Annotated in this window: 17 protein-coding genes; 5 read left to right on the top strand and 12 right to left on the bottom strand. The window is 43.8% G+C overall.

All coding sequences use genetic code 11. The annotated features are described in order from the left end of the window. Positions 1-75: 75 nt before the first annotated feature. The gene (nrdD, locus tag ACU01J_RS14400; RefSeq protein WP_481086326.1) at positions 76-2,196 is read right to left on the bottom strand and encodes an anaerobic ribonucleoside-triphosphate reductase; all 2,121 of its coding nucleotides are present in this window, start codon (positions 2,194-2,196) and stop codon (positions 76-78) included. A 299-nt stretch (positions 2,197-2,495) separates the two neighbouring features. On the opposite strand from nrdD, the gene ACU01J_RS14405 reads away from it, so the two are divergent. Beyond that, a complete protein-coding gene (locus ACU01J_RS14405) occupies positions 2,496-3,374 on the top strand; it encodes an endonuclease/exonuclease/phosphatase family protein (protein WP_481086327.1) in 879 nt (292 codons plus the stop codon). Here the strand turns inward: ACU01J_RS14405 and ACU01J_RS14410 are convergent, their stop codons facing one another. From ACU01J_RS14410 to ACU01J_RS14430, 5 genes are read right to left on the bottom strand one after another with little or no spacing between them, the layout of a single operon-like run. After that, the gene (locus ACU01J_RS14410; protein ID WP_481086328.1) at positions 3,375-4,421 is read right to left on the bottom strand and encodes an efflux RND transporter periplasmic adaptor subunit; all 1,047 of its coding nucleotides are present in this window, start codon (positions 4,419-4,421) and stop codon (positions 3,375-3,377) included. Further along, positions 4,421-7,726, bottom strand: coding sequence for an efflux RND transporter permease subunit (locus ACU01J_RS14415; protein ID WP_481086329.1), 3,306 nt, complete (start codon positions 7,724-7,726; stop codon positions 4,421-4,423). The genes ACU01J_RS14410 and ACU01J_RS14415 overlap by 1 nt, the downstream gene beginning before the upstream one ends. A 17-nt stretch (positions 7,727-7,743) precedes the next feature. Further along, positions 7,744-8,202, bottom strand: a complete 459-nt coding sequence (locus ACU01J_RS14420) for a DUF6691 family protein (protein WP_481086330.1) — start codon at positions 8,200-8,202, stop codon at positions 7,744-7,746. Positions 8,203-8,212: 10 nt separating this feature from the next. Beyond that, a complete protein-coding gene (locus tag ACU01J_RS14425; protein WP_481086331.1) occupies positions 8,213-8,635 on the bottom strand; it encodes a YeeE/YedE family protein in 423 nt (140 codons plus the stop codon). A 16-nt stretch (positions 8,636-8,651) separates the two neighbouring features. After that, on the bottom strand, positions 8,652-8,945 hold the full coding sequence (locus ACU01J_RS14430; protein ID WP_481086378.1) for a metalloregulator ArsR/SmtB family transcription factor: 294 nt from the start codon (positions 8,943-8,945) through the stop codon (positions 8,652-8,654). 172 nt (positions 8,946-9,117) lie between these two features. Between ACU01J_RS14430 and ACU01J_RS14435 the strand changes: the two genes are divergently transcribed. The 4 genes from ACU01J_RS14435 (at position 9,118) to ACU01J_RS14450 (ending at position 11,582) form a co-directional block, all read left to right on the top strand. Then, positions 9,118-9,303 (top strand): YgaP family membrane protein, encoded by a 186-nt coding sequence (locus ACU01J_RS14435; protein WP_481086332.1) that lies wholly within the window; start codon positions 9,118-9,120, stop codon positions 9,301-9,303. Between the two features lie 12 nt (positions 9,304-9,315). Next, positions 9,316-9,444: a hypothetical protein gene (locus ACU01J_RS14440; protein WP_025587119.1), complete on the top strand. Its 129-nt coding sequence runs from the start codon at positions 9,316-9,318 to the stop codon at positions 9,442-9,444. Positions 9,445-9,511: 67 nt separating this feature from the next. Further along, positions 9,512-11,215 (top strand): FAD-dependent oxidoreductase, encoded by a 1,704-nt coding sequence (locus ACU01J_RS14445; protein WP_481086333.1) that lies wholly within the window; start codon positions 9,512-9,514, stop codon positions 11,213-11,215. A gap of 181 nt (positions 11,216-11,396) precedes the next feature. Continuing rightward, positions 11,397-11,582, top strand: a complete 186-nt coding sequence (locus tag ACU01J_RS14450; protein ID WP_481086334.1) for a hypothetical protein — start codon at positions 11,397-11,399, stop codon at positions 11,580-11,582. An 82-nt stretch (positions 11,583-11,664) separates the two neighbouring features. Here the strand turns inward: ACU01J_RS14450 and ACU01J_RS14455 are convergent, their stop codons facing one another. The 6 genes from ACU01J_RS14455 to ACU01J_RS14480 all read right to left on the bottom strand — a co-directional run bounded on the left by ACU01J_RS14455 (position 11,665) and on the right by ACU01J_RS14480 (position 17,822). After that, positions 11,665-12,834, bottom strand: coding sequence for an MFS transporter (locus ACU01J_RS14455; RefSeq protein ID WP_481086335.1), 1,170 nt, complete (start codon positions 12,832-12,834; stop codon positions 11,665-11,667). Then, positions 12,834-13,526, bottom strand: coding sequence for an aspartate/glutamate racemase family protein (locus tag ACU01J_RS14460; RefSeq protein WP_481086336.1), 693 nt, complete (start codon positions 13,524-13,526; stop codon positions 12,834-12,836). The genes ACU01J_RS14455 and ACU01J_RS14460 overlap by 1 nt, the downstream gene beginning before the upstream one ends. A gap of 119 nt (positions 13,527-13,645) precedes the next feature. Then, a complete protein-coding gene (gene phaC, locus ACU01J_RS14465) occupies positions 13,646-15,421 on the bottom strand; it encodes a class I poly(R)-hydroxyalkanoic acid synthase (protein ID WP_481086337.1) in 1,776 nt (591 codons plus the stop codon). A gap of 57 nt (positions 15,422-15,478) precedes the next feature. Beyond that, positions 15,479-15,826: a phasin family protein gene (locus ACU01J_RS14470; protein WP_053439070.1), complete on the bottom strand. Its 348-nt coding sequence runs from the start codon at positions 15,824-15,826 to the stop codon at positions 15,479-15,481. Between the two features lie 33 nt (positions 15,827-15,859). Then, positions 15,860-17,068 (bottom strand): acetyl-CoA C-acetyltransferase, encoded by a 1,209-nt coding sequence (locus ACU01J_RS14475; protein ID WP_481086338.1) that lies wholly within the window; start codon positions 17,066-17,068, stop codon positions 15,860-15,862. A gap of 13 nt (positions 17,069-17,081) precedes the next feature. Continuing rightward, positions 17,082-17,822, bottom strand: a complete 741-nt coding sequence (locus tag ACU01J_RS14480) for an SDR family oxidoreductase (RefSeq protein WP_481086339.1) — start codon at positions 17,820-17,822, stop codon at positions 17,082-17,084. Positions 17,823-18,195 lie beyond the last annotated feature (373 nt).

Consider the following 18,195-nt stretch of genomic DNA (forward strand, 5'->3'; position numbering starts at 1 on the left):
AGGGAACCTTATCTACGAAAAGAAAATCAACCCATTACAGGTTGATTTTCAAAGTATGAGAGAGGAAGTGAGCCTTTAAAGATGCTTCACTCGGCGCTTAACTTCTTCTTGTTTACCGAAATTAAACGGTCGTGCATCTGGGCTGCCTAAGTAACCACATACACGGCGTGTTACCGACACTTTGGTTGAATCGTGATTGCCACAACTCGGACACGTAAAGCCCTTACTGGTACAGTCAAATTCACCGTTATAGCCACATTCGTAACACTCATCAATCGGAGTGTTTGTTCCGTAATATGGCACGCGACTGTAACTATAATCCCAGACATTTTCTAATGCTTCAACGTTGCGTTGCATGTTCGGGAACTCGCCGTAACAAATAAAGCCACCGCTTGAGATTTCAGGGTATGGCATCTCAAAATCGATCTTATCGTAAGGGTTTACCTTCTTCTCAACGTCTAAGTGGAAACTGTTGGTGTAGTAACCTTTATCAGTCACACCTTTAATCACGCCAAATTCTTTGTTGTCGATACGGCAGAAACGGCTACATAAGTTTTCACTTGGCGTGCCATATAGGCTAAATCCGTAACCTGTTTCGTCAGTCCACGAATTTACCGCTTCTTTCATATGCTTAATGATGCCAAGCGCTTTCTCACGCAGTACTGTATCATCATAAACATGGACTTCAGTCCCAAACAGTGCGTTCACGGTTTCATGGATACCGATGTAACCAAGCGAAATTGAAGCGCGGCCATGTTTAAAGATCTCCGCAATAGAGTCATCCGCTTTTAAACGAACGCCACATGCTCCTTCCATATACAAAATTGGGGCTACACGCGCTTTCACGTTCTCAAGGCGAGTAATACGTGTCTCTAGTGCACGTCGAGCCAGTTTAAGCTTCGCATTCAGTAGTTCGTAGAACTTAGTTTCACTGCCGTTGGCTTGAATCGCTATGCGTGGCAAGTTTAAGCTTACAACACCGAGGTTGTTACGACCTTCATGAACCAGCTCGCTATTCTCTTCGTAGGTACCAAGGAATGAACGACAGCCCATTGGCGTTTTGAACGAACCCGTGATCTCAACGACTTTGTCGTAGTTAAGAATGTCTGGGTACATACGCTTAGAAGCACACTCTAAAGCAAGCTTCTTAATGTCGTAGTTTGGATCTTCCGCTTTGTGGTTTAATCCGTCTTTGATGCCAAACACAAGTTTTGGGAACACAGCGGTTTTACGGTTTTTACCAAGGCCCGCGATACGGTTCTTAAGGATGGATTTCTGGATCAAACGAGATGCCCAGCTAGTACCAAGACCAAAGCCAAAAGTAACAAAAGGAGTTTGACCGTTAGCGGTATGTAACGTGTTTACTTCGTATTCAAGCGACTGGAATGCATCGTAACACTCTTTTTCAGTTCGTGCGGTGGCAAATGCTTCTGCATCAGGAATGTTCCACTCTTTTGCAATCTCGAAGTGTTTGTCGTAGCTCGTCATCACGTACGGCTCTAGCACTTCGTCAATACGGTTGATCGTTGTACCACCGTATATATGGCTTGCTACTTGTGCAATGATTTGCGCCGTCACCGCTGTCGCAGTAGAGATTGATTTAGGTGTATCAATCTCCGCATTCCCCATCTTAAAGCCACGTGTCAGCATGCCCTGTAGGTCGATCAACATACAGTTAAACATTGGGAAGAATGGTGCGTAATCCAGATCGTGGTAGTGAATATCACCTTGTTCATGTGCCTGAACAATATCACGCGGCAGGATGTGAGTTTTCGCGTAATGCTTAGCAACAATACCCGCAAGCAGGTCACGCTGCGTTGGAATCACTTTACCGTCTTTGTTGGCATTTTCATTGATAAGATCTAAGTTGCTCTCTTCGATCAAACCTTCGATCTCTTGCGTCAACGCGCTCTGTTTTTCACGTGCAGTATCGCGGTCATGGCGGTATTCAATGTATGAACGAGCTAGCTCTTTGTAAGGGCCTTGCATTAATTCATCTTCAACAAGATTCTGAACTTCAGTGATCTCAACTTCATCGCGATCTTGTAGCTTAAGCTCAACTGCTAATGCCACATTTAGGGCATAAATAGCGATCTCTTGGCTATTGTGATCCGCTGCTGCTTCCACTGCTGCTTGGATACGGTCTCGACTAAATGGTGCTCTCGACCCATCACGCTTGATTACGATTGGTTTCACTGATTCTCCTTACCCTAAGCATACTCACAGAGTTATCCACAAATACACTATATAGGCGATTTATTATTTTGCTGACACAAGATGTTGTGGCGTATTTAACGAAATGACACAGCTACGAGTATTGATTTCGATCAATAAAAAGAGAGCCTAGCTCAAGATCAAATCAATCTTGGTGGCATTGATCCAAGTTAGAAAGTAATTCATGAAAATTGCAAAAATGGAGCATTTGAGACTTGATTTTTTGCGATGACTTATAGGATAAAGGTTGCAGTAGAATTCAAAACATTGCGTCAACTATTATGCAAAAAACATGGCCAATTCTTGGCATCCTCGCTTTATTCGGATCATTTAACAGTCATGCGGATACTGTTTACTCAGCTTGGAATTTAGAGTGGTTGAGCAGTACACCATCTAACAAGTTTAAATCCTCACAGAGATATGATCAGGACTACCAATCTTTGCATCACCACTTCTCATCTATGGAAAGTGAAGTCTTAGCGTTTCAAGAGGTCAATGATAAGCAGGCCTTAAAGAAGGTCATAGGCAGTGATTACCAAATCTTTTTCTCTCATCGTTCAAATACCGCCAATCAGCACCATCAATTTAGTGACATTAATCAGTACACTGGTTTTGCGGTTAAAAAAGGCATTGTGGTAAAAGATATGCCAGACTTGAAACTGGACACATCCCGCAATAGTAAGCTTAGATTTGCTAGCTACGTCATGCTACACCCAGACTCACACAAGCCCATCCATGCTCTGTCGATCCATTTAAAAGCTCGCTGTTCGGGAGCTTATAATGGGAGTAAAGCGTGCCGAACGCTAAAAGCGCAAGGTGAAGAACTCAATAAATGGATAAAGGCTCGTGAGAGAGATAACGACGCTTATGTCATCCTTGGTGATTTTAACCATAATATGGGCTATCAAGGAGACTGGCTTTGGAATGAAATTTCTCAAGGTACAAAAGCCGTACTGGCATCTAAGTCAAGCAAAGCAGAATGTAAGGTGAGATCTCGAAACAATCCTAATAAGACTCACCAATTTCGTTCATTGATCGACCATATTATTGTCAGCAAAGTCCTTACGGCTTCAACACCTAAGCAAGACATCTTTCCCGTACAGGATGTACTTAAGTATCAGTTAAGTGACCACTGTCCTCTATCCGCCTATATTCGCTAATTAAAAATCACGAGGATTTAGCACTACCCTATCACCTTCACTTAGCCCCTTACGTACTCGGAAACCATCTCCAAGTTGAACCAATCGAGTATGTAAGGTTCCCTGTTCGACAACTTTGACATAATCAAGCTGGCCTACTTGGTAAATAGCCGCCACAGGTACTTTTAAAATTCTTTCCGAACCAAGGTCGATGGACACTCGAGCAAAATTCCCCGGATAAAGCGTATATTCACTATCAAAACCAAGCCGAATTCGATAACTTCTTGAGCCACTATCCGCTGCAGGCGCGATTTCATTTATCGTCGCATCTAATACTAGGCCATAAGTGGGGATTTCTAATGCCAACGTGCTACCGATGGATAATACTGGCATCACTGACTCAGCAACATCAGCCTCAACAATCAAGGAGTCAGGGTTATACATTGAAAGCAACGCCATACCTGGAGTCGATGTGTCACCCGAGTCAACGGATTTATTGGTAATGACACCATCAAACGGTGCGGTAATGACACTAAAGCCAAAAGTTGTTTCAGCTTCAGATACTGCAGCTTTCGCCTGCTCTAAATTTGCAGTGGCGCTCTTTAGCTTGCTTTCAACTTGATCAAATTGCGATTGTGGAACCAGTTTTTTAGCAAGCAGCTCTTTAATTCGTGCATACTCTTTTCTTGCTGCATTAAGTTGAGCTTGTGACGATGACAAACTCTGCTCTGTTTGTCTGACTCTTGCGTCAAGATCATCACTTTCTAATCTCAACAGTACATCACCTTTCTTAACCGGCTGACCTACTTCAACCAGTACCTCCACTACCGTAGCAGTGAGTCTAGATGCAATCGTAGCTTTTTGGTCAGCAACGACAGTACCCGGAAAATCACGCATCACACGCTGCTCTGTGGCTACTAGGGTCACCACTTGTTGAGGCTTAATGACCGACTGACGAGCTTGCATCTGGACGGGAACCTTGGGGCTAAACACTCCAGCCATGTAGAGAAACATTAGGGCTAATCCAGCGAACAGAACTAAGCCCCAAAAAAACTTACGATTCATCATTATTCTTCCTCCGTTACTGGAAGTCCGTGTCCCTTCGTATTCTGGTAAGCGAGATTATAAACAACTGGTATCACCAACAGAGTGAAAACGGTTGATGCTGAAATACCAAAGATGATTGCCCATGCAAGGCCATTAAAGATTGGATCAAGGGTAATCACAATGTTACCAAGTAATGTTGTACCAGCGGTTAATAGTATTGGTCGCATTCTTACCGCCCCCGACTGGATCAACGCGTCTTGCAATGACGCACCTCTAGCTAAAGACTGATGGATAAATTCAATCAGCACTAACGAGTTACGCACGACGATCCCAGCCAGTGCAATCATGCCGATCATCGCGGTAGCGGTGAACAAAGCTGGATTAGGATAGCCATTTATGTCAGCGGATAAGCTATTTAGCAGCCAGAACCCAGGCATGATACCGATAACAGTGAGCGGAATAGCGAGCATGATGATCCCTGATACCGCAGGCAAGCCAGTCTGGATTAGCATCACGACAAATACCCCCAATAAAGCCGCGCCATAAGCAATACCTAAATCACGAAAGACATCGACCGTAATCTTCCATTCTCCTTCTCCGCTCCAAACCACTTTGATGTGATCATCTAGCTGCCAGTTTTGGCCAGAGCCGTTAGATAAATAAGTTCGCTCTTGCCATTCAATTAAGTCTGCCTCGTCTCCACGATTGTAATCGGCAATCACATCAGCAATGATTTCACCCGGAACTCGACCAACAGATTCCGCATACACATATACAACAGGCTTTAAGTTTTTATGATAGATCGGCGTATCGACAGACCGTTTAACAAATTCCCCTAACTCCGACAGCTGCACCAAAGGCTGAGGCGCATCACTAAATGTTCCTTGGTTAGTGATTTTTACTACGCCTGCTTGACCACGGACATATAACTGTTTAATGCTTTCAAGGGAGTCTCTCTCAGCGGCTGGCAGACGGATCTCAATCGGTAATGCAGAGACTTCGCGAGGGGCTGCGAGATAGCCCAACACTTTACCGTTATTTGCAGCAACAATGGTGTCATTAATATCCTCAATGGATACCCCAGATAGAGCTGCTTTCTCTTGATCGATAATAAATTGCCAAGTTTCCAATTTCTGCTGCACACTGGTATCGACCTCAGTGACAAATGCTTCATCTCTCAGACGGTTAGCAACAATATCGGCCTGAGCAATCAACTCTTGGTAGCTTGTTTGCTCATCACCATACACTTCAGCAGCTATTGTCGCGATGACTGGAGGCCCTGGTGGAACTTCAACCAATTGAATGTCAGCGTGATGACGTGCCGCAATTTGTTCCAAATTATACCTTAAGCGAGTAACAATCTGGTGCGATTGCATGGAGCGGTTATGTTTATCGACTAACACGATACGTAGTTCCCCCTGATGCGGTTCACTACGCATGAAATAGTGACGCACCATACCATTGAAGTCCATAGGGGATGCGACACCAGAAAACCCCGATACTGATTCTACTTCTGGTACATCCAATAGGTAATCTGCAAAGACACGTAACGTATTTGAAGTATCGGCAAAACTTGTAGATTCAGGCATGTTAACGATCAACTGGAATTCATTTTTATTGTCATACGGCAATAGCTTTAGCGGCACTAAGCGTAGCGCTGGTAACATAGCCGCGACCATAAACAGCACTGCCACTAATCCGAGAAATAACCACGCTTTTTTACGACTAACCAATAGTGGCGTTAACAACTTGGCATAGAATTTATAAAGCGACGTATTTTCAACGTTATAGTGCCCCTGTTGCTGTGCAGCCTTAAGGATTTTTTTCGCTAGCCAAGGAGTAATAAAGAACGCGACTATGGTGCTAAAGATGACACTGATTGGCACGTTGAACGCTAACGGTGCCATATATGGCCCCATCATACCTGTGATGAAAAACATCGGTGTAAATACAATGACAATAGCGACTGTCGACATCAACAAAGCACTGCGAATCTCCGCCATCGCATATACTATCGCTTTAGAACGAGATAACTCTTTACGCTTAAGATAACGCTCTATGTTATCAATGCTGGCAATTGGATCATCGACGATTAAACCGAGTGCCAAAATCAATGCAAATAGCGTTACACGATTGATCGAATAACCAAATAACAGGTCCATACCCAGCGCCGCACCATAGCTGATTGGAATCGCGATCCCTACCACCAAGGCACTACGCCAGTTTAAAAATAGGCCGACAAACACCACCACAGTCACTATCGAAATAGCCAAGCTAGAAACAAGATTGGAGACCTTGTCATCTGCAGTCTGACCATAATTGCGAATAATATTGACCTTCACTTCTCTGGGGAACTGCTCGTTTTGCAAGCTAGTGAGTTTATCAACGACAGATTGCGCAACCTCTACCGCATTAGAGCCTTTTTGTTTTGCAACCGAGATAAAAACCGCGGGATACTCAGTCGCGCTATCTTTGGAGATATACCAAGTATCTGTTGCCGCTTCAGTCGCACCATCAACGACATCTGCAACATCTTGTAAATAGACTGGCTTGTTATTGACCACCGCGATCACTAAGTTTCGGATCTCTTGCGCTGATTTAAACAGCTGTCCTGATTCTAGCTGATATTGCTGACCCGATATTTGAACGCCACCTGCTTGCGACTTGTTGTGGCTTACCCTTAATGCGTAATTCAAATCACCGACTGTTACGCCAAAGTTCGCCATTGCGACTGAATCAAGTTCGATGTGAATTTTGCGGGATTCTCCGCCAATTACGGCAACACTGTTGGTCGAAGGGAGAGACTTAAGACCTAACGTCGCTTGCTCGGCTAATCGGCGTAGCTGATAGCGATCGACTTTCGAGGCATCAGTCGAGTAAATTGCCGCTACCACAATCGGTACATCATCAATTTCGATGGGTTTGACTAACCAACGAGTAACAGAAGGAGGGATATGGTCTTGGTTGGAGTAGAGCTTGTTATAGAGTTTGACTAATGCCGCCTCACGAGGCTCACCAACGTAAAAGCGGACGATAACATGAGCTGCCCCTTCCATAGAAGATGAATAGACATACTCCACGCCATCGATTTGGCTAAGAAGCTTTTCTAACGGCTCGGTGACTTGATTCTCTACTTGTTCAGCTCTCAATCCTGGCGCAGAAATCAACACATCAGCCATAGGGACAACGATTTGCGGGTCTTCCTCTTTTGGCGTTAACCACAGAGCAGCCGCACCTACCGCCAGCAAGAGAATAATAAGTATGGCTGGAAAGAAACTATTCATCACTGAATGAATAACACCATCCTTGGTTTCTTTTCGTTCCATGTTACCTCCCGCAGTTGTTAGTTAGAGCCTACTATTTGTGGTTGGTTGTTGTTCTTACCAAATATCATTTTTGCCAATAAAGAGCCTATAACCATAGAGCAGAAAAAAATCACTATTAACCCATTTCCCAATCCTAAGCTCGCTACTGCGGGGCCAGGACAAATACCTGCAATCCCCCAACCAAGCCCAAACAGAGCAGATCCAGAAATCAATTTCGAATCAATACGCTGTCCTTTGGGTAGACTGTACTCGCAGCCACTCAGTGCCTGATGTCTTGGCTTGATAATTAAAAAGTAGCACGGCATAAAAACCATCAATGCTCCCCCCATCACAAATGCTAGACTTGGATCCCACGCACCCATTACATCCAGAAAACCAATCACTTTTTTGGGCTCAATCATGCCAGAAATTGCCATACCAGCCCCAAATAGAACACCACTAATCAAAGCTGAAATTCGAAATACTAATTTGTTCATCAAACATCCCCTACTGGAAAACATGTAAGCGGAAAAAAACAGTTAAAGCGGCAACAAGCATGAAGACAACTGTTGCCACTAACGAACGTTTTGATAAACGACCAATGCCACATATCCCGTGTCCACTAGTACAACCATTCGCTAATCTTGTACCCATGCCAACTAATATTCCCGCGATGGCTATCGTAGGTAGCGAAATCCCGTCTGTAACAGGGCTAGAGACCCCTAACGCGATAACACTAACAAGCCCCCCTATTACCATGCCTGCGAAGAATAGCAATCGCCATGAAAACTCACCTTCTTTTGGTGTAAGCAGGCCGTTAATAACGCCACTAATACCAGCGACCTTTCCGTTGAAGAGCATTAATAGAGTTGCGGATACTCCTAAGAGCATCCCACCAAATAACGACTGCCAGGGAACGATATCTAACATATAAATCAACACCTTCTTATTTACAAAAAACGCTGTGTAAGCTTTGAACTAGCGGCTCCACTCGAGGATCCGCCAGAGAATAAAATACTTGCTGAGAGGCTTTGCGCGCTTGAATCAAATTATGTTTGCGTAGCACAGTCAAATGCTGAGAAAAGGCAGATTGACTTAACTCTGAACTCAGTTTCAGCTGTCCAACACCAACTTCACCTCGGATTAACTGGCACAGCACCATCAAACGTTCTGGATGCGCCATAACCTTCAGCAACTCGGCAGCTTCACTTGCACTCTCTTGCATTTCCGCTAGGTTCATTTCATGTTCAACCATATCAACCTCTACTCGCTTATCTAATTTAGATGTTACTAAAATACATTTATTAGTCAACCCTAATTTAGCATAATTCAAATTAGATAAAATAACATTAGACAATACTAATACATAAACTTATAGTTATGGAAACAGACAACATGTAAAGGAAGATACTATGACACTTGATAACGCAATTCGTGTACTGGCTGGTAGCATGGTTTTGATATCAGTTGTATTAACATTAACTGTCCATACTGGTTTTGTATGGTTAACAGTATTTGTCGGTGTTAACTTAATCCAAAGTGCATTCACGGGTATTTGCCCTGCTGCCTTCTTCCTTAAAAAGCTTGGCTTTCATTAATCGGAGTTTCAAATGACAAAAATTCTTATCGTAGGTGGCGTTGCTGGTGGTGCTTCTGCTGCTGCTCGTGCTCGTCGTCTAAGTGAAGATGCAGAAATCATCATGTTCGAGCGCGGCCCTTTCGTATCTTTAGAAAAGTAAATAATAAACCACTCTTTTTACAGAGAGTGGTTTATTAAGTACTTTCGATTAAATTTGGAGTTAGGTAATGACAAAGATTCTTATTGTTGGTGGCGTTGCTGGTGGAGCATCAGCCGCAGCACGTGCTCGTCGCTTGAGTGAAGATGCAGAAATCATCATGTTCGAAAGAGGAAGTTTCGTCTCGTTCGCCAATTGCGGCTTGCCATACCACATAGGTGGTGACATTAAGGATAGAAGTAAGCTCCTCTTGCAAACTCCAGAAAGCTTCTTAGCTCGATTTAACGTTGATGTTCGTGTTATGAACGAAGTCATATCCATTGATCGACACAACAAGCAGGTTAATGTTAAGAACCTATTGGATAATAGCGAGTATACTGAAAGCTACGACTTCTTACTCCTTAGCCCTGGCGCAGGCCCTATCGTACCGCCAATCCCTGGTATTGATAACCCACTAACCCATTCGCTGCGTAACATCCCAGACATGGATCGTATCATTCAAACGATCCAGATGAACAAGCCAGAGCACGCAACGGTTGTCGGTGGTGGATTCATCGGTCTAGAAATGATGGAAGCCTTCCATCAATTGGGAATTAAAACCACGCTAATTGAGATGGCCGATCAGGTGATGACACCTGTCGACCGTGAAATGGCGGGCTTTGCTCACGCTGAAATTCGTCAAAAAGGTATTGACCTTAAACTAGGCGTTGCTCTTCAAGCTATCGAGTACGTGCCGAACGAGCATATAGCCAACATCGGCTCTGGTGAAGATACCGAACACCAGCATATTGAAGGTGAACTCAATCTTACTCTAAGCAATGGTGAGTCACTAACTACTGACATCTTAATCATGGCTATCGGTGTGCGCCCTGAGACTAAGTTGGCAAAAGAAGCAGGGCTTCAAGTTGGTGAGCTCGGTGGTATCTACACCAATGAAATGATGCAGACCAGCGATCCTAGCATTTACGCTGTGGGTGATGCGGTCGAAGAAAAAGACTTTGTCACAGGTGCACAAACTTTGGTTCCGCTTGCTGGCCCTGCTAACCGTCAAGGTCGCATGGCTGCCGATAATATGCTTGGACGCAGTGAAACCTATCAAGGTACACAAGGCACCGCTATCTGTAAGATATTTGACCTCGCGGTTGCTTCAACGGGCAAAAACGAGAAACAACTTAAACGTGATGGTGTTGAGTACGAAAAGGTCTACGTTCATACCGCAAGCCATGCAAGTTACTACCCAGGCGCTGAGATTGTCTCATTCAAGATGTTGTTCGATCCAAAAACAGGCAAGATCTTCGGTGCTCAAGCAGTGGGTAAAGACGGTGTCGATAAAAGAATTGATGTAATGGCTGTTGCACAACGTGCGGGCATGACTGTCGAGCAGCTTCAACACCTTGAGCTCACTTACGCGCCGCCGTATGGCAGTGCTAAAGATGTGATCAACCAAGCAGCCTTTGTGGCAAACAACATCATTAAGGGTGACGCCACTCCGATTCACTTTGATGAAATGGACTCACTAACTGAAGAGCAAGTCCTGCTCGATGTACGTAACCCTGGCGAACTTGAAAATGTTGGCTTTATCAAAGATGCGATCAACATTCCTGTAGACCAATTGCGACACCGTATGGACGAACTACCAAAAGACAAGGAGATCCTAATCTATTGTCAAGTTGGGTTACGCGGTAACGTTGCCTACAGACAATTGGTTAACAACGGTTATAAAGCTAAAAACCTTATTGGCGGATACCGTACTTATCTATACGCACAAGCGTAACCAGCACAAACACTGCACTTGGGGGGCGTTCGCTCCCCCTTTTTTATCGCCACAACTTGTGGTCAGTATCACTACTACCTTGGTATATAGGCCAAGTAAAATAGATCTAAATCAATTAACTATATTTAAAACAAGGCTATGTTGATAGTATGTTAATAGCTTTTTAACAAAGGATTAAGTTATGGAATTGAAACAAGACCCTCGCTGTTATACAGATGTTTGTATTGATGGAAGGTGGTTTCACCATGATCACTGCACAACCAGCGCTTATATGCTCAAGGGTGGCGCATCATGTGCTGTAGATCTAAAGAAAATGCCGGAAACTGAAAACGAACTTATTGAGCTCATTCAACACAATCTTAAATAACCTCCTCTCAGAATGAATTCAATAAAAGCATAAGGGCTGCTACGTGTAGCCCTTTATTTGATAAAGCAATAACATTTCTTACCTAAGCGATAGATTGTCGTGTTTTGTATGTGTTTACGCCAAACAGGGCTAACACGGCTAATACAAACGGCAACACGTAGATATTCATCATCTCCCATCCAACTGTAGATTCAAGCCAGCCTGATAGGAGCGCTGTTACGGTTACGCAACTGAAGACAAAGAATTCATTGAAAGCTTGTGCTTTAGATTTGTTACGTGGCGAGTAAGACTGACTAAATAGTCCTGTCGCTGCGATAAACATAAAGTTCCAACCTACACCGAGTAGAATAAGAGCCAAACTGAAGTGCCAGATTGATTGTCCGTGAATGTTGATGGCAATGCATAGCACAAACAGTATGCCACCAGATATGATCATGTTCTTTGCACCAAAGTGTTCAATCAAACGCCCGGTAAAAAACGCAGGAACGAACATACCCAATACATGCCATTCAATCACCCCTGCCGCTTTTTCAAAATCAAATCCGCAACCAATCATAGCCAAAGGCGTTGCAGTCATCAGAATGTTCATCACCGCATACGCCACCATTGCTGCGAATACTGCCAACATAAAATTGGGCGCTTTGATAATGTCTAACAATGGCTCTGTTTGAGTATGCTCTTGGTTTTGGTGGCTCGGCGGAAACTGAATCGTCTGAAGCAAGCACAAAGCTAGAATATTCAAAGCAATTAATGCCATAAATGCACCAACATACAAGCCATCAGCCGACCACTGCTGCGAATAGATCGCCAAATTAGGTCCAAGCATCGCTGCTAATAGGCCACCAGCCATAGAAATCGAAATCGCCCTATGCCTTGCGCTTTCGTCACAAACTTCTATCGCCGCGAATCGGTAAAGTGTGCCAAAGCCGATGCCTACCCCTAGCAGGAATGTACCGACACAAAACAGGTAAAATATCTCTTGAGAGAGCGCATAAGTCGAAACGCTAGCCCCCGCGATACCAATAAGATTACCTATGCTAAATCCCTTTCGTCGACCGAGTTTCCCCATAATCAATGAAGCAGGAATCGTGGCACTCATTAAGCCTAAAAACTGTAAAGCGACTGGCAAGGTGATCAGACTTAAGATGGGTGCTATCGCTTTGCCGACGAGACCAATCACCGAGATAAGGAGTATATTGCCCGTCATCAACAGAGCTTGACAGAGAGACAATAGCCATACATTGCGATTCATTAACTCACCGCCTCCTGGACTGCGGCTAAAGCATGAATCTCAACTGTATCAAATAGTGGTGTCTCCGTTTCATCTTGTGAGACTAACAATCCAATCTCTGTACAACCTAGAATCACACCTTGTGCACCATTTTCGGCAAGATCACTGATGATAGTATGAAAATCATCTTTCGAACGACGGTTTACCTTACCCAGACACAGTTCGTTGTAAATAACATCATGTACCAACTTTCTCTGCACACCGTTTGGCACAACGACTTCAATCCCAAAGTTTTCACTTAAGCGTTGTTTGTAAAAGGCTTCTTCCATTGTAAACGCGGTTCCTAGCAGCCCCACTTTGGTAATGCCCTTCTTAACTAGCTCGTCACCGGTAGTATCAGCAATATGAAGCAGAGGGATTGATATCGCTTCTTGCACTTGTTCGGCAACCTTATGCATGGTGTTGGTCGCAATCAAAACGAAGTCTGCGCCCGCTCGTTCGACTGACTGAGCGGCATCGCACAACAATACGGCACTTTTGTCCCACTCTCCGCTACGCTGCAGCAGTTCTACCTCTGCAAAATCGACACTATTGAGGATGATCTTCGCCGAATGTAGTCCGCCTTTGTGCTGTTTTACGCCCTCGTTGAGCTGCTTATAATATTCAGCAGTAGACTCCCAACTCATACCGCCAATGATCCCTATCGTTTTCATCCCTTCACCCTCGCGTTTATTTGTTACAAATAAATAAACAGATCCCATGAAACATTACAAATAAAAAAGGCTTCCAAACAGAGTTTGAAAGCCTTGTCGTGTTTTACTTAGTTACACAGTTATTCTGAGCTTATCGGCAGAACTTGCTTCACATAGTTGCCAGGAGCTGGACCCAATACAGGGAACTGCTCACTACCTACCGCGAAAGGCGTAACTTGTTCGTCAGCATTGAAAGCCATTAGCCACTGATGCCAATGTTTCCACCAAGAGCCTTCTGTATGATTCGCGTTAGCCAACCATTCATCAGCACTTTCATCTAGTGTGTCGCTTGTCCAATAACCATATTTCTCTTTGTCAGGATGATTCACGATACCTGCGATATGGCCTGATTCACCAAGAACAAACGTCTTGTTGCCACCCACGTTAAGAGCTCCGCGGTACGTCCCTTGCCAAAGAGCAATGTGGTCTTCTTTGGTCGAAACAAAGTAGCTAGGGATTTTAATCTTGTTTAGATCAATCCAAACGCCACCGATTTTAACCCCTTTGTCCTGAACTAGTTTGTTGTTCAAATACAACTCTCGAAGCATGAAATTGTGTGTTTTCGCTGCCACGTTTGTGCTGTCACTGTTCCAGTAAAGCAGGTCGAAATCAACCGGGCTATTACCCTTCAAGTAATTATCAACATAATAGTTCCAGTACAGACTGTTCTCGCGCAGCAAGCTGAACGTCACGCTGAGCGAACGACCATCCATGTAACCTTTGGCATCATTCTGAGCTTCAATAGCTGTGAGTATGGTGTCGTTGATGTATGCGCCAACTTCACCTGGCTGAGAGAAATCAAGCAATGTCGTAAAGAATGATGCACTTTTGATACGCTTTTTCATACGCTTCGCTGCGTAGTACGCAATGGTACTCGCAAGCACAGTACCTCCAATGCAGTAACCTGCCGCATTAACTTGATCTTGACCGGTAATTTCTTCAATTGCTGAAACAGCCTTGGCAACACCTTCAGTTACATAATCACCAAACTCAACATCACGCTGCTCAGCCCCTGGGTTACGCCAAGAGATCATAAATACTGAGTGACCTTGCTCTAGTAACCAGCGCACCATCGAGTTCTTTTCACGCAAATCTAGAATGTAGTACTTATTAATGAATGGTGGCACGATCATCAAAGGTGTTGAGTTAACATGCTCGGTCAGTGGTCGGTATTGAATTAACTCAAACAACTCATTCTTAAACACTATATCACCCGCGGTGTTAGCAACGTCTTCACCAATGCGGAAAGCATTGTTGTTGGTCATACGAATTTTAAGAATATCGGCGCTAGACTCCGCATCTTCTTTCAACTGCTCTAGACCTGCCAACAAGTTCTGACCATTTTGCTCAAGTGTCAGCTTTAGCAGCTCTGGGTTGGTCGCGATGTAGTTACTTGGAGAGAGTGCGTTAATAGCCTGACGCGAGAAAAAGCTGATACGTTCTTTGGCCTTTTCGTCGATACCTTCAATACTATCGATAGTCTCAAGGTAGGTTTTACTAAAAAGCAGGTAAGATTGTTTGATAAAGTTGAAGAAAATATCTTGTTGCCATTCTTCGTGAGTAAAGCGCTTATCGCCTTTCTCTGCCTTAATGACATCCTCAGTATTTGCGCTCAGAGCAACACTTTGCCAAATCTGTAATTGTTGCTGCCACCAATCGGCTTGGATTTTAAGCATTGCTGCCGGTTGGTTGGCTGCGCCCTCTAACAACTTAACGGTGTCTTCGAGGTTCACCTCTTGCATTGCTTTATTAAGAGGAGTATTTGCGGCTGCCCTGCTGAGTTCTAGATCTTCCCACCACTTTTGATTGGTTTCTTGGAGCTTAACAAGGTAGTCCGAAAAGAAGTTTTGTAACATGGTCTGACTCCTACGATCGGAAAAAATGCCGCCTTTCGACGGCTAGTATAGGCAGTGTTATGCGGGAGTCACTGTCTTAAGGTTTTCCGTCGTCATCTGTTCCACATCGTCTTTGAACTCTTTAGCAACGGCTTGAAGCTTGTTGCTATCGTCCATCATTTGCTGAGACAACTTAGTAAGAACACTTAGCTGTTGGCTGTTAAACGCGGTCAAAGACGTTACATCTTTGATTTCGCTAGCCGCTTTCATTTGAGCTAAGCCCATTTCGCTGTATGTACGCATCGCGTTAAGCTGAAGCTCAGTTAATACTTCAACATTCTTAGTCACTAGCTTGTTGAACTTTAGGTATGGTTCTAGGCTTTTTTCAGTTTGATCGCTAAATGTTTTAAAAAAATCTGTGTACATAAGTATTACTCCTGGGTTAATTCCATTTAATAATTACAGGGTTGATTTGATGATTAGCGCGGTACCCATACCACCACCAACACATAGAGACGCCACACCGTATTGGTCACCTCGGCGGTTGAGTTCATGGATGAGTGATACAAGAATTCGGTTACCAGACGCTCCGAGTGGATGGCCTAAAGCAATTGCCCCACCGTTTACGTTGGCTTTATCTAAGATGGTTGAAATCGATACTTGGTGTTTATCCGCAAGTTTATGGATAACGCCGAGAGCTTGCGCTGCAAACGCTTCATTTAGTTCGAACAAATCGAGGTCTTCAATAGTTAGACCAGCTTTATCAAGTGCAATGCTCACTGCTTCTACAGGACCGAGCCCCATTAGCTCCGGCTCTAGGCCTGACTGGCCATAACTCACGATTTCTGCAATAGGTTTTAGCCCATGTTTTTTAACCGCTGATTCACTGGCAACAATAACCGCACTCGCACCATCATTTAGGCCCGAAGCATTCCCTGCCGTCACCGTACCTTCACGATCAAACGCAGGTCGTAGCTTTGCCAATCCACTTAGTGTTGCTTCCGCTTTTGGATATTCATCCGTATCAAAGACAACGGTTTCGCGGCGTTTTTTTACATCGACAGCCACAATCTCTTGCTTAAATTTTCCAGCTTCAATCGCTGATACAGCCTTAAGTTGACTACCTAACGCGTATTCATCTTGCTGTTCACGACTAAGGTCTACGACTTTCGCGATGTTTTCAGCCGTAACACCCATATGATATTGGTTATACACATCCGTCAGACCATCATTGATCAGCAAATCTGTCAGATTCAAATTGCCCATCTTGTGGCCATCACGAATACCAGAAGGGATAGTAAATGGGATTTGCGACATCACCTCAACACCTGCAGCGACAACGATGTTAGCGTCTCCAGCTTTAATGTGACTCGCGGCATCCATCACCGATTTCATACCGCTGCCACAAACCATATTGATAGAGTATGCTGGCACTTCATTAGGAATTCCCGCATAGAGAGACGCCTGCCTACCAATTCCCATCCCTTGGCCTGCACTAATCACATTACCAACGATGACCTCATCAACGAGGTTCACGTCAACACAACCTTCAGACAGCGCACCTTTAATTGCAATTGACGCTAAGTTGCCAGAAGAAATGTCTTTTAGAGTCCCACCAAATGAACCAATCGGTGTACGTTTTGCCGCTACAATGAATGCTTTTTCCATGATCAAACTCCTTTTAATGCATGTATAAGCCGCCATTTACAGAGAGTGTTTCCCCTGTAATGTACGCACCTGCATCACTAACTAGGAAAGAGACCGATTTTGCAATTTCAGCTGGAGTTGCAAGACGACCCATTGGAATTTGAGCTTTGATGGAGTCTAAAACTTCAGGTTTCATCGCTTCCACCATTGGCGTACCTGTATAACCCGGTGCAACAACGTTTACGGTTACACCACTACGTGCACCTTCTGCAGCAAGTGCTTTAGAAAAGCCAATCATGCCTGCTTTCGCTGCTGAGTAGTTGGTTTGCCCAAACTGCCCTTTAAGTCCATTAACCGATGAGATGTTGATGACTCGACCGTTGCCCTTTTCACACATAGCGGCAAACAACGGCTGAGTAACGTTAAATACACTATTGAGATTTGTTTCAATCACTTCTTTCCACGCTGATGCTTGCATCTTTTTAAACGTACCGTCACGAGTGATGCCTGCATTATTGACGATAACGTCAACCGTACCTTCTTCTTCAAGCAAAACCGCCAGTCGCTTTGCACACTGCTCTGTATTAGTCACATCCAGTTCAAACAAACGTACTTGCTGTTCATTAAATTGCTTCTCATTAAACCAATTTAAAGCGCATTCGTAATTACCAGTAAAGTACGTCGCTACGACTCGATATCCGTCATTCACTAACTGCTCCGAAATAGCGGAACCTATCCCACCTTTCGAACCCGTGATCAAAGCAATTTTCTTCATTAATGGACTCCATTCCTAACAAGAAACAAATATAAATTGATAGTTTCTAATTTATACGTAACTCAATACGTAAAAACTAAAATAAAATAGAAATCAAATAAGGCTTCCTTGCGCCCTTTAATTATTAAAATTAATCCTTAATTATTACACTTCAAATATTTTCTAAAAATTAGTTCGTAAAGTTGAACGAAGTCTCATATGGAATGAAATGTTATATTAATGTTAACTATGTTTAAGTGCATGTTTTCACTGGCCATTTTTTAATCTACAACTTAATCATTAAGATGTAAGTTATTGTTAAAAAACAAGTAATTTAAAACCCCACTAAAGTTGCATAAAAATTCCGTTACGTAAAATATCAATTAGCAATTTT

The sequence above is a fragment of the Vibrio sp. 2433-A1 genome (assembly GCF_056726085.1).

Excerpts from the sequence above, each read along its gene's own strand:
- ACU01J_RS14405 (WP_481086327.1), top strand. The coding sequence starts at position 2,496 with ATGCAAAAAACATGGCCAATTCTTGGCATCCTCGCTTTATTCGGATCA.
- ACU01J_RS14410 (WP_481086328.1), bottom strand. The coding sequence starts at position 4,421 with ATGATGAATCGTAAGTTTTTTTGGGGCTTAGTTCTGTTCGCTGGATTA.
- ACU01J_RS14415 (WP_481086329.1), bottom strand. The coding sequence starts at position 7,726 with ATGGAACGAAAAGAAACCAAGGATGGTGTTATTCATTCAGTGATGAAT.
- ACU01J_RS14420 (WP_481086330.1), bottom strand. The coding sequence starts at position 8,202 with ATGAACAAATTAGTATTTCGAATTTCAGCTTTGATTAGTGGTGTTCTA.
- ACU01J_RS14425 (WP_481086331.1), bottom strand. The coding sequence starts at position 8,635 with ATGTTAGATATCGTTCCCTGGCAGTCGTTATTTGGTGGGATGCTCTTA.
- ACU01J_RS14430 (WP_481086378.1), bottom strand. The coding sequence starts at position 8,945 with ATGAACCTAGCGGAAATGCAAGAGAGTGCAAGTGAAGCTGCCGAGTTG.
- ACU01J_RS14435 (WP_481086332.1), top strand. The coding sequence starts at position 9,118 with ATGACACTTGATAACGCAATTCGTGTACTGGCTGGTAGCATGGTTTTG.
- ACU01J_RS14440 (WP_025587119.1), top strand. The coding sequence starts at position 9,316 with ATGACAAAAATTCTTATCGTAGGTGGCGTTGCTGGTGGTGCTTCTGCT.
- ACU01J_RS14445 (WP_481086333.1), top strand. The coding sequence starts at position 9,512 with ATGACAAAGATTCTTATTGTTGGTGGCGTTGCTGGTGGAGCATCAGCC.
- ACU01J_RS14450 (WP_481086334.1), top strand. The coding sequence starts at position 11,397 with ATGGAATTGAAACAAGACCCTCGCTGTTATACAGATGTTTGTATTGAT.
- ACU01J_RS14455 (WP_481086335.1), bottom strand. The coding sequence starts at position 12,834 with ATGAATCGCAATGTATGGCTATTGTCTCTCTGTCAAGCTCTGTTGATG.
- ACU01J_RS14460 (WP_481086336.1), bottom strand. The coding sequence starts at position 13,526 with ATGAAAACGATAGGGATCATTGGCGGTATGAGTTGGGAGTCTACTGCT.
- phaC (WP_481086337.1), bottom strand. The coding sequence starts at position 15,421 with ATGTTACAAAACTTCTTTTCGGACTACCTTGTTAAGCTCCAAGAAACC.
- ACU01J_RS14470 (WP_053439070.1), bottom strand. The coding sequence starts at position 15,826 with ATGTACACAGATTTTTTTAAAACATTTAGCGATCAAACTGAAAAAAGC.
- ACU01J_RS14475 (WP_481086338.1), bottom strand. The coding sequence starts at position 17,068 with ATGGAAAAAGCATTCATTGTAGCGGCAAAACGTACACCGATTGGTTCA.
- ACU01J_RS14480 (WP_481086339.1), bottom strand. The coding sequence starts at position 17,822 with ATGAAGAAAATTGCTTTGATCACGGGTTCGAAAGGTGGGATAGGTTCC.